General features: G+C 48.1%; 13 protein-coding genes. 6 read left to right on the top strand and 7 right to left on the bottom strand.

Annotation, left to right across the window (positions count from 1 at the left end; all coding sequences use genetic code 11):
• Positions 1-96 precede the first annotated feature (96 nt).
• Positions 97-834, bottom strand: a complete 738-nt coding sequence (locus V6Z81_09570) for a hypothetical protein (GenBank protein ID MEG9862712.1) — start codon at positions 832-834, stop codon at positions 97-99.
• Between the two features lies 1 nt (position 835).
• Between V6Z81_09570 and V6Z81_09565 the strand changes: the two genes are divergently transcribed.
• Positions 836-1,249, top strand: coding sequence for a hypothetical protein (locus V6Z81_09565; GenBank protein MEG9862711.1), 414 nt, complete (start codon positions 836-838; stop codon positions 1,247-1,249).
• A gap of 466 nt (positions 1,250-1,715) precedes the next feature.
• Positions 1,716-4,823, top strand: a complete 3,108-nt coding sequence (locus V6Z81_09560; protein ID MEG9862710.1) for a hypothetical protein — start codon at positions 1,716-1,718, stop codon at positions 4,821-4,823.
• A 374-nt stretch (positions 4,824-5,197) separates the two neighbouring features.
• Here the strand turns inward: V6Z81_09560 and V6Z81_09555 are convergent, their stop codons facing one another.
• Entirely contained in the window at positions 5,198-6,172 is a 975-nt protein-coding gene (locus V6Z81_09555; protein MEG9862709.1) for a cysteine synthase family protein, read from the bottom strand.
• 178 nt (positions 6,173-6,350) lie between these two features.
• Here V6Z81_09555 and V6Z81_09550 point away from each other — a divergent pair, with 178 nt between their 5' ends.
• From V6Z81_09550 to V6Z81_09540, 3 genes are read left to right on the top strand one after another with little or no spacing between them, the layout of a single operon-like run.
• On the top strand, positions 6,351-7,559 hold the full coding sequence (locus V6Z81_09550) for a glycine C-acetyltransferase (GenBank protein ID MEG9862708.1): 1,209 nt from the start codon (positions 6,351-6,353) through the stop codon (positions 7,557-7,559).
• On the top strand, positions 7,556-8,620 hold the full coding sequence (gene tdh, locus V6Z81_09545) for an L-threonine 3-dehydrogenase (GenBank protein MEG9862707.1): 1,065 nt from the start codon (positions 7,556-7,558) through the stop codon (positions 8,618-8,620). The genes V6Z81_09550 and tdh overlap by 4 nt, the downstream gene beginning before the upstream one ends.
• Positions 8,621-8,634: 14 nt before the next feature.
• Positions 8,635-9,198, top strand: coding sequence for a helix-turn-helix transcriptional regulator (locus V6Z81_09540; GenBank protein MEG9862706.1), 564 nt, complete (start codon positions 8,635-8,637; stop codon positions 9,196-9,198).
• 337 nt (positions 9,199-9,535) lie between these two features.
• On the opposite strand, the gene V6Z81_09535 is transcribed toward V6Z81_09540, so the two are convergent.
• From V6Z81_09535 to V6Z81_09520, 4 genes are all read right to left on the bottom strand, one after another.
• A complete protein-coding gene (locus V6Z81_09535) occupies positions 9,536-10,306 on the bottom strand; it encodes an ATP-binding cassette domain-containing protein (GenBank protein MEG9862705.1) in 771 nt (256 codons plus the stop codon).
• A gap of 9 nt (positions 10,307-10,315) precedes the next feature.
• Positions 10,316-11,404 (bottom strand): ABC transporter permease, encoded by a 1,089-nt coding sequence (locus V6Z81_09530; protein ID MEG9862704.1) that lies wholly within the window; start codon positions 11,402-11,404, stop codon positions 10,316-10,318.
• Positions 11,405-11,475: 71 nt separating this feature from the next.
• Positions 11,476-12,420, bottom strand: coding sequence for a sugar ABC transporter substrate-binding protein (locus V6Z81_09525; protein ID MEG9862703.1), 945 nt, complete (start codon positions 12,418-12,420; stop codon positions 11,476-11,478).
• Positions 12,417-13,325, bottom strand: a complete 909-nt coding sequence (locus V6Z81_09520; protein ID MEG9862702.1) for a TIM barrel protein — start codon at positions 13,323-13,325, stop codon at positions 12,417-12,419. Before V6Z81_09520 ends, V6Z81_09525 begins: the two co-directional genes overlap by 4 nt.
• Before the next feature lie 547 nt (positions 13,326-13,872).
• Here V6Z81_09520 and V6Z81_09515 point away from each other — a divergent pair.
• Complete coding sequence (locus V6Z81_09515; GenBank protein ID MEG9862701.1) at positions 13,873-14,091, top strand: cysteine-rich CWC family protein; 219 nt, start codon at positions 13,873-13,875, stop codon at positions 14,089-14,091.
• A 14-nt stretch (positions 14,092-14,105) separates the two neighbouring features.
• Here V6Z81_09515 and V6Z81_09510 read toward each other — a convergent pair.
• Positions 14,106-14,394: DUF933 domain-containing protein (locus tag V6Z81_09510; protein MEG9862700.1), on the bottom strand; the 289-nt coding region annotated here is incomplete at its 5' end.

Here is a 14,394-nt window from a genome sequence, read left to right as displayed (position 1 = left end):
TGGTTGATTCCCCAAAGCAACCAGCCGAGTGCATAATCTTTCTAAACAACACCCCGCGCAAGGCGGTGCTCTGCGGCGGTATTCAGGATTTCGGCCTTATTGATCATGGTGTGATTCCTGCCGCCAACTCTCCGGCATCAAGAGCCGCCATTTTGTCACGGAACTGGTACAATCAAGGCCGGGATCGAGTTTTGCGAGGCCGGCAGTCATATGTTCCCGGCATGCGTTCTGGAGATCTTCGCCCGCATCACACATTTCAGCCAGATATCCAAGGCGCTTAAAGACGGAACCATTCCCCAGTCGCTCAGCATATAAAATTAAAGTCTCATCAGACCGGCTGGAATGACGGAAATAGCTTTTGAGGCAATCCGTGACGTGCTGGATGCCGCCGCCAATCGAGGGGGTATCCAGCATATCAATGACGGTGCGATGAATGTCGGATATCGCGACCTTCGACTTCCCCCGCCATATCGATTTGGTTCCGAAGATATGCCTTGTCTGAATATGCCGGAGCAGGAATCGCGCACCATGCCGGGATTGGTGTTTCTCGCGAATCTGCTGGGAAGTCAGGACCACCGTGTCGCGGAAGAGTTGCTCGGTAAGATCCCAATGCGATGCGGCCGACCACCCCCCGATATAAGCCGGGTCAAACAGGGCTGGAACAAGAACCCATGGATCTTCAAGAACAAACGGCCTGTCAAGGGCATCGACAGGTGCCGGGACATAGGCACCGCACCCGACGCGTCGCAACCATCCCTGTTCAGTCCAGCGTGAAAGCAATTTAGCGGCTTCACTGCGACCGAGATTCAGGATCGAAACAACATCATCAATCACGATGACATCTCCTGAATCGCGAATAACGGTGGTGAGTTTCCGCCGTCCGCGTGGCAATACCGATTCTGGTGGTTCTATATCATCCAATGTAGAAATTTCCCATTTTTTGCGAATAATAGCATTTATACTATTAGCAGATATCAGGGATTATTGCAATACAATATCAAAAATTCTCATTTTATGGGAAAAAATACAATCACAGTATACATTGCGTTGGGTGTTTTTGCCAGAAACCAAGGTTTTTAACATGGCACAATCAGACAAACTTACAGAAGATGACCGCATGGTTTTTTGGCATAAACGAGATATTCTCACTGGTTTGGAAATGTATGTTGAAATTGATGCCAGTAAACACCCAGGTGATAGTAGCCATAATGTTGAAGTTTATGTAATGCCAAATTTTCATCATCAATAATTAAGCCTCGCTCTTGCAATTTATTGAGTTGGTCGGCGTATGATAATGCTGATTTAGTGTATTGGTTTTGATTTGGTGGCATTTGCTATCACCCGTGCAAAAAAAGACCCGCCAAGCTACGCTTGCGCATAGTCATGACGGGCTCAATCAAGCTTAATATACGCATTCCTTTGCTAGAGTCTATGTTGAATTACTTAGTTGATGATCCTTAATGGATACGAAATGCCATATTATGGACGTTAATTCGAATCCTGCCCCATGCTTTTCATTGAAGCCTGTATTAGTCTAGGGTATGATTTGGGGTAATTCATTTTAACAATAATATTCCAACAATTTCCAATTTGAGTATAATCTATAAATAGAAATAAACGGTTGACGCATGCAAAACAAACAAAAATGCACACTAAAAACTTCGACAAATCACGTAACGTCTAGGCATTTCCCCGTGGCGGGATCTACCACCGCAATGGTTTGGACGATCTCGGGGATTGTGTTGGCTTCTTGCGGTGGTGGCGGCGGCGGCGGCGGTGTCACGGTTAGTGGCCTTCCTGTTCCTGACCGCCCCCCTCCTGTTCCTGATCCTGATCCCGACCCCCCCGTTATTGAACCTTATATTGCCAGGGTTGTTGATGGACCGGTCAAGGGTGCGGCTGTATATTTTGATCTTGACGGAAGGGGATGGGTGTCCGCCCGGGAGCGCGCAGATCAAAGGGAAGATGGACGGCCAAAGTATGAGACCGATGAAAATGGTGAAGTGGAAGCTCCGGGGCAATATAAGGGGCTGGCCTTTGTTGCTGACGTTAACGGCGCGATTGACACCGCAACAGGTGAAGTATTGACAGGGGAATATTTCTCACTTGGTGGGAGTGACATCGTCACACCGATTACGAACCTGGTTGTTTCTGCTGCTGGGGACGGTCGCGAGCAAATTGTCCTGAACGAACTCTTTGGCCTAACCGATCTAATAACACCTTTAGATATACTGAATATTGAAAACTATCAAATCCAGGCAAATCCGCAGCGTTCGTTGCCGTTACAATCAGACCCCCAAAAGATGTCCAGTTACAAGGCGTGGCTCATCATGCGTGCTTCTCTGGGACTGTCGGAAATCGACAAGGGCGACCCGTTCGCTCATCTGGACACACCACAAGAGCGTATTGACATCCTTGAAGCGATATTTACGGGAACCGCCCATGGGGATAAAGACGAGCTGGAGTTACGGATCACAGCTCGTGAGGCGGCTGGGCGTGATATTCTAGGCGGGAAGCCCTATGCGGTTTCTACACCTGTCGCCTCGAAAAATACGGATGGGGCTTTCAGTTTAAACAATCGCAATCTTGAAGCGCTCTTCGGCTTCAATGACCCGAACGGAAATTCAGAAAGTGATGTGACTTCAGGTTTCAAAGGGATTTATGTCAAGCCAGCGGCAGACTTTGACAGAACGGGAGCCACTGACGGCACCGTTCCCCTTTTGTTTGATGGCAGAGCCCTGAATTCGGATCAGGGGACCCGACCGACCGGGACAAGCGCCCCGCCTGACACAGCGGGAGTGCATTATTATGTTTCCTATGAAAATCTGCACCGGCTTTCCATACAGCATTCATCGAACGATCTGGGCGCGATTGAACTTGACTATTTTGTTTTCGATGGCGTGGACTGGTCTGACAAGGCTACGCTTGAGATAACAGTCAACGACGGCTCCGCCGAATTTACCATCATCTCAAGCGGTGATCCAAATAATCCACAACCCGGTGATGTGTTGACCGCCACCCAGATCTTCCCCGACCCTGATCGCATCAATACGGAATCCAGCTATCCGGAATACAACTATCAGTGGTACTATGCCGACGCAGCGCTGATAGATCTCAGCGATGTTCAGGGGCGAGAAATACAGGGGCCTGACCATGATATTCCCAGTCAATTTACGGGCAAGGACGAGACCTACACCATCAGATCCACAGATGTGGGGACGACAATCGGGGTCCGAATTGCTTATGATGAAGATTATGAAGATAATGGTCTTTTTTTAAAACCTGACGCAGAAATTATAAGGGTCGAACTGCCTGCCGAAACCGTTACAAACCTGCCAACGACAACGTCCATGACGGTATTGCTGCAAACTGGAGCCGTTTCTTCAAACCCCTCTGATTTCAGTCTCGAAATCTATGAAAACCATCCGTTGTATAAGCCTCTGGAGATTCGCCCTGAAGGGTTTAGGGGATATCAATTGACAGAAGGCTATGGTGATAATGCATTCTTTTCCATCAATTCGGGAGGTGAGATCAGATGGAAAGTCATCCCTGATTATGAAACCCCGCGTGATGGTGATGGTAATAACCGTTACGGGATTGAGTTGTCGCGTACGGTGGATGGCCATACAGAGCGCATGACGACTGAAATCATAGTCAACGACCTTGGCTTAGGTGAGGACTCCGGTGATGACTATGAACCGACAGTTTTATTCGAACCCCGGGATATTCCTGATGAACATATGCCTTCCGAACTCGGCCAGCATTTGATTACCGGTTACGCATGGAAAATGCCCAAAACCGGTCCGCTGATAATGACCTATTCGATCTCTGAAGTAGCGAGGGCGGACTTTGAAATCTATGCTTCAGATTATTATCGTGATGCAAGCGATCAGGAAAAGATTAGACTTATATTCAGTACCGAAGATGAGAGAATTGAATTAGTCAAAACCATATCTACCGATCAGGAAAAAGTGAATGACAGATATAACATTCTGGAAGAGGGTCTCAAATCTTTTGAGAAGAATGTCAATATCAAGTTTGTCGAAGTTGCAATCGGAGAGAAGAACGTTCCACACGTTGATTGGCTGTTTTCTGACATCTTAAATGTAGCGACTCATATTGCTGATGGAGCAGACATCCAGATAGACCCCTTAGGACATGATGGAACATATGCTAGTTTTCAAAGAGTTGTCGTCCATGAACTTGGGCATGCATTGGGGCTCTCGCACCCGCAGGATACTCAGGGTTATTCGTTGCCAGTAGCTTCACTCCTAGTAGATTCACTCACACCGGACCCGCTACTTTATTGGCCTGGTTTGTCGGATGGGCTGTACAATGATGCAATTCCTCTATCAGTTATGGCCTCCAACTATGATGTGAATGCTTTGCAGCAGGTCGATATAGAGGTTCTTCAGTTTTTATATGGGGCACCCGGAACTGATTTTGAAGGCGTTGAATCTTTAATCAATGGGCAAGCGTCTCTAACACCTTCAAGAAGTTCTGGCGAGGTCCAAACATCCCTGCAATCCAAAGTAGAAATAATTCTTGAAATTGATGAGGGGGAAAGCCTGATCGCCAATCTTGACCAGTATGGGTTGACTAATCCTGTTATTGAAGGCGATGACAGTGAAGATGTCGTGATTAAACATACACAAGGTTGCTCATGTAGTTGTTGCAGAGGATTGGAGCTTGAGTTCGTATCAACACCCGATTTTGAATCTCCTATTGATCGTGACGGAAATAATGTTTATGAATTCACCATTCTGGATGGTTTATCGACTTTTGAGTTTAATGTCACGATTGTAGATCTGCCGGATATCTAACCCGCATGCTCTATTATTGGTTCTAATTGATTTAACTTTTACTGATATCAAGGAAAATACAAAGATATACTAAACTTTGAATTTAGCCATTTTACGGGCAGTAGAGAATTTCGGTTAAAGATTCTATACTGCGCCCCGCTACAGACAAATGCGGACATCAATTCGAATCCTGCCTCACTAACCACTCTCGATTCTGTAAAATGAATAGTATGATTGAGTGGACGAAATTGATCTGGGGGTAACGATGGGGGTGTGAATTTTGAGTAATTCTGAAAAACCGCCGTTAATAGCCGTCTGCAACAATACATTAAACACATGCCCCAAGAGTTTCATTGGTGTCTGAAACAAGTTAGATTCTTACTGACCGCTATAACTTAATTCTCCATATCAAAAAGATCAGTGGATAGATATTTTAATCCAGAATCACAAATAACGACGGCAATAGTTTGACCTTCATGGACACCCCTTAAAAGCTCAACTGCACCGGCAACATTCGCGCCTGCAGAAAAGCCTGAAAAAATTCCTTCATATCTTGCTAGATCGCGCGCAGTGCGGCGTGCTGTTTTACCGTCAATCTCAAGAAAACCGTCCCAGTGCATTCCTCTCAGGTAAGCCAAATCAGCCATGGCATAGCCGCCACCCTGAATCGGATGATTTGAATCTACAGCATTTTTACCCGCGATCACAGCAGCTCCCGCTGGTTCAATTGGGTAACATTTTACCTGAGGGTTTTTGCCCCGCAGATAATTGGATGTGCCTGCCAATGTACCGCCCGAGCCGACAAAATCACAGAAAGCGTCAATTTTACCGCCGGATTGCCTCCATATTTCCGGGCCTGTTGTTTGTTCATGCGCCCCGGGATTTCCTGGATGATGAAACTGGTCAGCTCGAAACGCATCACGCTCTTCAGTTATTTTGGTGGCGATATGATCGACTTCAGCCAAATCTGCGCCCGATACCTCTCCAATGCGGCTACCCGGTAATTGATCAACAAGCACGACCTCAGCACCAAGTGCAGACATCATACGTGCTCGTTCGGGTGAATTTCCTTTCGACATTACTGCAACAAAGGGATATCCCTTGATACTACAGACGATGGCAAGCCCCGTTCCCATATTACCGCTCGTCAGTTCGACAACAGTTTGCCCGGGCTTTAAGGTTTCGTCCTTTTCTGCCGCTTCTATAACCCCAAGAGCAGCGCGGTCTTTCTTTGAAAATCCCGGATTGAGGTGATCAAGTTTCGCCAGTATGGTGCCGTCGCAACCATAGTAATTTGTCAGTCTATCAAGACGAACAAGCGGTGTATTACCTATTGCTTCGATTATTGACCACATCGTGGATTGTGTCATCGTGGCGCTCCATTTTCCAAAAAACCCGTGAATATCTTAGAGATTGAGCTGATTTATCGTATGGCTCCATTAGAAATTAATTGTTGCGAAAAATCCTTGTACAAGTATAAGTTCCTTTATATAGGATATATTCCAATATACAAGACTTTTATGGATTACTCTTTTGGAGTTTTTAGCAATGAAACAGGCTTTTCTTACGCATATCTCCAGAATGCTGGATGAGATCAAAAGCGACGGGCTTTATAAAAACGAGCGGGCAATCACATCTCCGCAATCGGGAAAAATCACGGTTGCGGCAGGTTCACCGGACGGGAAGCCCCAGTTAAACCTTTGCTCAAACAATTATCTTGGTCTCGCCAATCATCCCGACCTTATAGCTGCGGCCAAGCAGGGGATGGACACCTATGGTTACGGGATGGCCAGCGTGCGCTTTATCTGCGGCACACAGGATTTGCACCACAAGCTCGAGAAGCGTCTTGCCAGCTATCTTGAGAAGGATGACGCGATCTTGTATGCCGCTTGTTTTGATGCCAATGGCGGGTTGTTCGAGCCCCTTCTGGCTCCGGAAGATGCCATTATCTCCGACAGCCTCAACCATGCCTCTATCATTGACGGTATTCGACTCTGCAAGGCGAAGCGCTACCGATACAGAAACAGTGACATGGCTGACCTTGAGGTGCAATTGCAGCAGGCGAGGAAGGATGGGGCGCGTTTCATCATAATTGCGACAGACGGGGTGTTTTCGATGGACGGTACGCTTGCCAATTTGCCGGAAGTGACCCGACTGGCGGAAGTTTATGAAGCGATTGTCATGGTTGATGACTGCCACTCAACGGGTTTCATGGGGCCTGGGGGGCGGGGCACCGGGGCTCATTTCGGCTTGAGTGACAAGGTGGATATTGTGACCGGCACGCTGGGGAAGGCTCTGGGCGGTGCGATTGGCGGGTTTATAGCAGGACCGAAGGTCATTATTGACCTGCTGCGCCAGCGAAGCCGACCCTATCTCTTCTCAAACGCTCTGCCGCCGGGCGTCTGTGCAGCCTCGCTTGAAGCGTTGCGTCTGGCCGAGGAAGGTGATGATTTGCGCCGCCTTCTGTTTGACAATGCTTACTACTGGCGTTGCGGCCTGCAGGAGTTGGGTTTCAAACTGAATGACGGTGAGCATCCGATCATTCCTGTCATGCTGGGTGATGCAAAACTCTCGCAGAGAATGGCCGGGTTACTGAACGACAAGGGCGTGTATGTTGCGGGGTTTTTCCATCCTGTTGTTCCCAGGGGGACAGCGCGTATACGTACCCAGATGAGTGCGGCACTGACCCGTGAGGAACTGGACACCGCACTGGCCGCCTTTGCAGAGGCGGGCCGTGAGGCAGGAGCATTGTCATGAGCAATCCAATGCCCCGGCCAAATAGCCTGATGAAGGCCCTGGTGAAATCAGAAACCCGCGAGGGGTTGTGGATGGCTGACCGAAACATCCCTGAAATCGGCCCCGAGGATATTCTTGTTAAGATCAACAAGACGGGGATTTGCGGGACCGACATGCATATCTGGAACTGGGATGAATGGGCGGCTAGGACCATCCCGCTCGATCTGATCACGGGCCATGAGTTTGCCGGTGAGATTGTCTTGGTTGGGGAGGCTGTTAAAGATCTTTCCGTCGGCCAGAGGGTCAGCGGCGAGGGTCACCTGATCAGCAAGGACTCGCGCCAGTCCCGGGCGGGAAAATTTCATCTAGACCCGAATACAAGAGGCATTGGCGTTAATGAAGATGGTGCTTTTGCGCAATATCTTCGCCTTCCTGCGTTCAATGCGGTCCCTTTGCCCGATGAGATATCAGATGATGTCGGGGCGATACTGGATCCGCTCGGTAATGCGGTTCATGCCGCCTTGAGCTTCAATCTGGTCGGCGAAGACGTCCTCATCACGGGGGCCGGCCCCATTGGCATCATGGCTGCGGCCGTTGCCCAGCATGTCGGGGCACGCAATATTGTCATCACCGATGTCAGTGATGCCCGTCTCAGCCTTGCCACCGAAGTCACCGATGTGGTGAGTGTGAATGTGGGCAGTGCATCGCTGACCGAGGTACGTGAAAAACTGGGCATGATAGAAGGATTTGACATCGGTCTTGAGATGTCAGGCAATCCGGCTGCCTTTGACCAGATGGTTGACGCATTGGTGATGGGAGGGAGGATAGCGATGCTCGGCATCCCCGCCAGCAAATCACAGGTTGACTGGTCAGAGATTGTCTTTAAGGCCATTACCATAAAAGGTATTTACGGCCGCGAGATATTTGAGACCTGGTATAAAATGATCGCCATGCTGCAAAATGGTTTGGACGTCTCTAAAGTCATCACGGGCCGTTACAATGCGGCGGATTTCCAGCAAGGATTCGACGACATGAAGCGGGGTGACGGAGGTAAAGTCATTCTGGACTGGACTAATCTGTGAGTAAGGCTGAACCCATGAGCAACGAGATTTCACGACGCCTTGCCAAATGCCTGCGGGATGCGCGTAAGGAACGCTCCCTCAGCCTTGAGGCACTTTCAAAACTGTCCGGTGTATCCCGCTCAATGTTGTCAGCCATTGAACGCAACGAAAGCAGTCCGACAGTAGCTACTCTATGGAATCTGACAAAATCTCTGAACCTTGATTTTGCCGGCTTGCTGGACAGCACCTCAGCAAGCGATGGACCGATTGTCGAGGTCATCCGTTCGGCGCAGGCTCCTGTGATCCAAGCATTAGGTCACAAATGTAGCATCAGAATTCTGAGTGCGCCGGAATCCGTTGGCGAGACGGAGATATATGAACTAAATTTTGAAGAGGGTGGTGTGCTAGAAAGTAAGCCACACCGCCACGGGTGTCTGGAAAACCTGACAGTGATCACTGGCACAATCACCATCATAACAGATGGTGTCACCGAAGTAGCACGTGTTGGAGACATGGTTAGGTATTTTGCTGACCGCCCGCACTCGCTATCATCTCCTGATGAGAAAAGTTGCGCTATTCTGATAGTCACGGGATCCTAAGCCTAACAGTGCGTATCTGACAAGTTTACCAACTATATGTTAAAATTGAGTGGACGAAATTGATCTGGGGGTAACGGTGGGGGTGTGACTTTTTAATTATTCTGAAAAACCGCCGTTGTTAGCCGTCTGTAATGATACATTTAACACATGCCCCATGATTTGAATTTGAGGCTGCTTGTCGGGTACGTTCCGATACTAACATCAGAGGTGGAGCAGTTGAAGAAAGCAGGTCTTTTCCAGACAGGGGATGCCAATTAACCAGATTGAAGGGATGTTAACGCTCAAATAGTCTTGTTATCAATCGACGGTGATAACAGCAGTGTTTGTGGATGTTAATTTATAGGTCCTTGTATTCGGCCTGAGTTTTCGCACCGGTTATATAGGCTACAACATCCTGTCCATCGGTTTCATCTTTATTCAGATTGGCTATAATCCGGCCACGACGGAACACAACAATGCGGTCCACCAAATCGAACACTTGACGCATGTTATGGCTGATCAAAATAAGGGGTTCACCCTGTTTTTTTAATTTTCGAATTATTTTCTCGACCTGCGTGGTTTCCTGTACACCCAAAGCAGCTGTCGGTTCGTCCATAATTGTCAGTTTAGAGTGAAATGTCGCCGTTCTTGCAATGGCAACGCACTGTCGCTGTCCACCGGACATATACCGAATCGTGTTCCGAATATTTGGGATTTTTACGGCTGTTCGTTTAAGACCGGCTATGGTCGCATCCCGCATGGCTTTATAGTCCAAAATTCGAAACGGTCCCAGCCAGTCCAGTTTTGTTTTTTCGCGCCCCAAAAACAAATTGTCAGGGACATCCAAATCATCGGCCAATGCCAGGGTCTGATACACAGTTTCTATCCCGGCTTCCCTAGCATGCAGGGGGCCTGGAAAATTCACGGTTTTTCCATCGAATATAATCTCACCCCGAGTGGGTTGCTCAACGCCTGTTATCTGGCGAACGAATGTGGATTTGCCTGCACCATTGTCTCCCATGATGGCAACATGCTCACCTTTTTTCAGGATAAAATCGGCACCCTCAAGGGCGTGAACCCCGCCATAATACTTGGTTAAGTCTTTGGTTTCTAAGATGATGTCATCCATAGTAACTCCCTAAGACTTCAATGCGGCCTGTTGCTGTCGCCACTGATCGAGAACAACAGCGCCGATAATTATCGAACCCATAGCCATGAGCTGGTAGAAGGCGTCAAGTTTGATATATGTGAAACCCGATTGGATAACGCCGAATACCATCGCCCCCAATACAGTGCCTATGATGGAACCACGGCCCCCTCGCAAAGACACTCCGCCGATAACCGCCATTGCAATCGCATAGAGCTCATAAAACTGTCCCATACCGGCTTGTGCCGTTAGATTTTTTGAACTGAGAACGATTGCAGCAAATGCCCCCAGCATCGAGGCTATCGTATAGACAAGAACTTTATGTCCTTTCACGCTAATTCCGGACATGCGTGCTGCGTCTTCATTCGAGCCGATGGCGTAGGTATGTTTGCCATAAGCTGTAAATTTCATGATGAGCTGTAATATAACGGCAAGGGCTATGAACCAGATCACGGGATTCATACCGGAGCCAATCCAGGCAAAATCTTCAGTTGGAAATGAAACGGGCCGACCCTTTGTCCACCATTGCGAGATACCCCTGCATATCAGATACATCCCCAATGTCGCGATGAACGGAGGTATTCCCGTGAATGCAATAAATGAGCCGTTTATGATGCCTATTAATGCTCCAAACATCAAACCTACAATTAATGGTATTATGACAGGAAGATCAAACGCCCATGTGTCAAACACGGCCTTGGGATTTAATTGTCCGTTAACAAGTTCAGTCTGGGCAAACGACATGACAATCAATGCCGTTGCCCCGACTAAGGGCCCCGAAGATAAGTCAATTCCACCGGATATGATCACCTGAGTAACGCCGAGGGCAATAATGCCTATGATTGACACCTGCAAAATAATGATTTTGATTCGAGCTATATTGAGAATTGTGCCATCACGTGCTTCATTGAAATCAAAAAGCATGGACTGGCCATTCATATAAGGGAGAATCTGGCCCAAAGCCTCAAAGGCAAGAACAATAAGGACTAATGCAAAAAAAACATTGAGTTCGTTCGGCCAAGCCCTCTTCGACTTATCATACTTAAGACCGCCAACCCCATGTTTGGTATTATCGCTCATTTCATCTTTCTCATTCTGTAAATACATGGAGCGGCAAGGTAACTCGCCGCCCCAAAATATAGTTCTACCTCTTAGTTGCGAGATAAATAGTCACTGATGTTGTCAGGTGTGACAAGTTTGAACGGAATGTAAACTTTCTGATCAACATCCTCGCCATTTGCAAGTTTCAGTGCAGTTTTCATTGAACCTACGCCCTGGCCTGATGCATCCTGAAATACGGTAACATCCAGATCGCCGGCCTGCATGGCTGCAAGCGCATCCTGAGTGGCATCAACACCTCCGACGACAATGACATCCATGTCGAGTCCGGAAGATTTCATTGCCTGAATAGCCCCAATAGCCATTTCATCATTGTTGGCGATTACGGCATCAAACTCCTCACCTGACGACAGCCAATTTGTCATAAGGCTATTGGCCTGCTCACGAGACCAATTAGCAGTCTGGCGGTCAACGATTTCAATAAAGTTACACATATCCATTCCAATGACATCATCAACGTCCTTGGTGCGCTGCACTGCTGCCTGGTTGGACAACTCGCCCATCAGCAAATAAGCGCGTGCGCCACCGGCTTTGCCTTGAGCCCGCAGGATTTTGCAAACCTCAAAAGCTTCAAGCGTACCCGATTCAATCTCGTTTGATGCAACAAACGCCTGATTGTCCGGCAGCACGTCAACATTGATCGGCTCGCGGTTAACATAGACAAGCGGAACGCCGCCTGCTTCCGCTGCCTGTGTCATCGCTTGCGTTGCCGATGTATCAACGGGATTTACGATGATAGCGTCAACGCCGGAAGCAATAAAGTTGTTGATCTGGTCAAGCTGACGCGCAACATCATTTTGGGCATCTTCTATTTGCACGTCGACACCATTGGTGTCATCGGCAAATTCCTGTATGCCATTCCTGAGCACGGTCAGGAAATTATCATCAAAAAGGGCCATCGTTACACCGACAGTTTCTGCCATTGCTGACGTTGCTATCAGTGATGCTGTAGCCGCTGCTAATATAGTTTTTTTCATGTGTTCCTCCCACATTTTAGTTGTTGGTGTCCGGCCACCAAAGTTTTATCCGGAATAGAGCCTGGGTTCAGGCTGTTGCTATGATCACGCATTTCAGATGAGTCCGACAATGAGCTGCGAATGAATTCAAACGTCCGCTGGACATCCCTCTGTATATCCACAGAGGCGTGAACTTCAGGCGCAAAACACTCCAATGAAATCAACCCATCGTAACCCATATCCAAAAGCGTTCTCAGTTGTGTAATATTACCAATACGATCCCGATGGTCAACCAAAACCCGATGCCTGTCTTCCATCTCATGCACAGATAAATCTGCCGTTGTTACACCGGAAATGTGTACAATTCCTGTATATTCCGGAAAATACAACTCATCCCCGGACAAGTAATGATGAAATGTGTCATGGACGATCTTAAAAATTTTCTGCCCGCCCACATCTTTTATGGCACTTACGGCTTCTTCTTTGGTCCGCAAAGATGATTGTAAAAACCCGAGGGGCTCAATCAAGGCTATCAATCCAGTCCCGTCGAGTAAGGTTAATATTTCCCATAAAGCGCCCCTTAGATTAGCCTGTCGTTCAGCATTACCTTGACAGGTTCCGTCATTCAAAGGGATCAGGCATATTGTTTCAGCACCGCATTCCAGTGCTGAATTTATTAATTTTTTAACCTTGTCTTCAATCTCGCTACTGTAGGCGTTGAAGGGGTAAACCTGAGAAAGACCGACAATTCTCATGTTGCTTTTTGCCGCCGCCGCCAGGACCTGTGACGGCTCGTCACCATCAAAGAGCTGTCTGGGCAGATCGTTGCGTAATTCAACGCCAATGCACCCGCTGCTTTTAGCCATTGAAATGATCTGCTTCCAATTCAAATCCGGTGCCGTCATGTGGTTAATCACAAAATTCATTAAATCGGGTTCCCTTTGTGACTATCGAAATTTTATTTACCCGCAAGTCTGCTTAACTATGCTTGTTGCGTCAAATATAAAATAGGCAATAATAGGGAGAGAAATCGCAGCCCTTCCGCTTGTCCGTTTGTTTGGATTACAGATGAATGATGTCGCTAAGTAGAGAGTTAGTGCCTGTTAATCGAGACAATGGACCACCACCCGAACCTGAGCTTCACAACTTATGATCGTTTATTTCCTAATCAAGACAAAATGCCAGCAGGAGGCTTCAGCAATTATATTGGGGCATGGCCTATGAGAATGCATTGGAAAGAATTGAATTTAGATACAGGCCCTGTTATGTTCAGATTGCTCATGAGGACGCTTCACGGTTTTGTTCAGAAGCATGGACTTAATAGAACTTAATTTTTGACTGCTTTCCTCAAGGGCATGAAGAAAAGGGGTATATGAATAAAATAGGAATTAAAAAATCGCAGGAATAATCCCTAAAAGGGTGTAAATTCAATCCTGAGTGTCACCCTTGGGGGACAGAGTGGAGTGTGAAGCGATGCAAAAACTGATCTGTGAAGAATGCGGCACCGAGTTCAACTGCGGCACATCAGCCGAAGGCACATGCTGGTGTCATAATCTGCCAAATATGCGTGAGAGTTTTGATCTGGCCGGAAAGTGCGTCTGCCCCGATTGCTTAACCCAGGGCAAGGCCAAGGCGATCACCAGGATGCGGCGACAGAAAAAGGCGGTCCGCAGCCAGAACGCGATCCGCTAAGTCCGGACATTGGGCTAGACGCTGAAGCGGAAATGAAAGACGTCGCCGTCCCTGACCAGATAGTCGGCGCCTTCAACGCGCAGCTTGCCGGCATCTTTTGCGCCGGCCTCCCCGTTACAAGCCACATAATCATCATAGGTGATGGTCTCAGCGCGGATGAAGCCGCGCTGGAAATCGGTGTGGATGACCCCGGCCGCCTCGGGTGCCGTGGATCCGTTGCGGCAGGTCCAGGCGCGGGCCTCCTTGGGCCCGGCGGTGAAAAATGTAACAAGATCGAGCAGATCGTATCCGGCTCTGATCAGC

The sequence above is a fragment of the Parvularculales bacterium genome (genome assembly GCA_036881865.1).
In the GTDB taxonomy this organism is placed as follows: Bacteria; Pseudomonadota; Alphaproteobacteria; order JAPOUT01; family JBAJNM01; genus JBAJNM01.
The sequence above is the reverse complement of the archived record's forward strand: the minus strand, read 5'-3'. Positions and strand labels throughout refer to the sequence as shown.

Excerpts from the sequence above, each read along its gene's own strand:
- V6Z81_09565 (MEG9862711.1), top strand. The coding sequence starts at position 836 with ATGACATCTCCTGAATCGCGAATAACGGTGGTGAGTTTCCGCCGTCCG.
- V6Z81_09560 (MEG9862710.1), top strand. The coding sequence starts at position 1,716 with ATGGTTTGGACGATCTCGGGGATTGTGTTGGCTTCTTGCGGTGGTGGC.
- V6Z81_09555 (MEG9862709.1), bottom strand. The coding sequence starts at position 6,172 with ATGACACAATCCACGATGTGGTCAATAATCGAAGCAATAGGTAATACA.
- V6Z81_09550 (MEG9862708.1), top strand. The coding sequence starts at position 6,351 with ATGAAACAGGCTTTTCTTACGCATATCTCCAGAATGCTGGATGAGATC.
- tdh (MEG9862707.1), top strand. The coding sequence starts at position 7,556 with ATGAGCAATCCAATGCCCCGGCCAAATAGCCTGATGAAGGCCCTGGTG.
- V6Z81_09540 (MEG9862706.1), top strand. The coding sequence starts at position 8,635 with ATGAGCAACGAGATTTCACGACGCCTTGCCAAATGCCTGCGGGATGCG.
- V6Z81_09535 (MEG9862705.1), bottom strand. The coding sequence starts at position 10,306 with ATGGATGACATCATCTTAGAAACCAAAGACTTAACCAAGTATTATGGC.
- V6Z81_09530 (MEG9862704.1), bottom strand. The coding sequence starts at position 11,404 with ATGAGCGATAATACCAAACATGGGGTTGGCGGTCTTAAGTATGATAAG.
- V6Z81_09525 (MEG9862703.1), bottom strand. The coding sequence starts at position 12,420 with ATGAAAAAAACTATATTAGCAGCGGCTACAGCATCACTGATAGCAACG.
- V6Z81_09520 (MEG9862702.1), bottom strand. The coding sequence starts at position 13,325 with ATGAATTTTGTGATTAACCACATGACGGCACCGGATTTGAATTGGAAG.
- V6Z81_09515 (MEG9862701.1), top strand. The coding sequence starts at position 13,873 with ATGCAAAAACTGATCTGTGAAGAATGCGGCACCGAGTTCAACTGCGGC.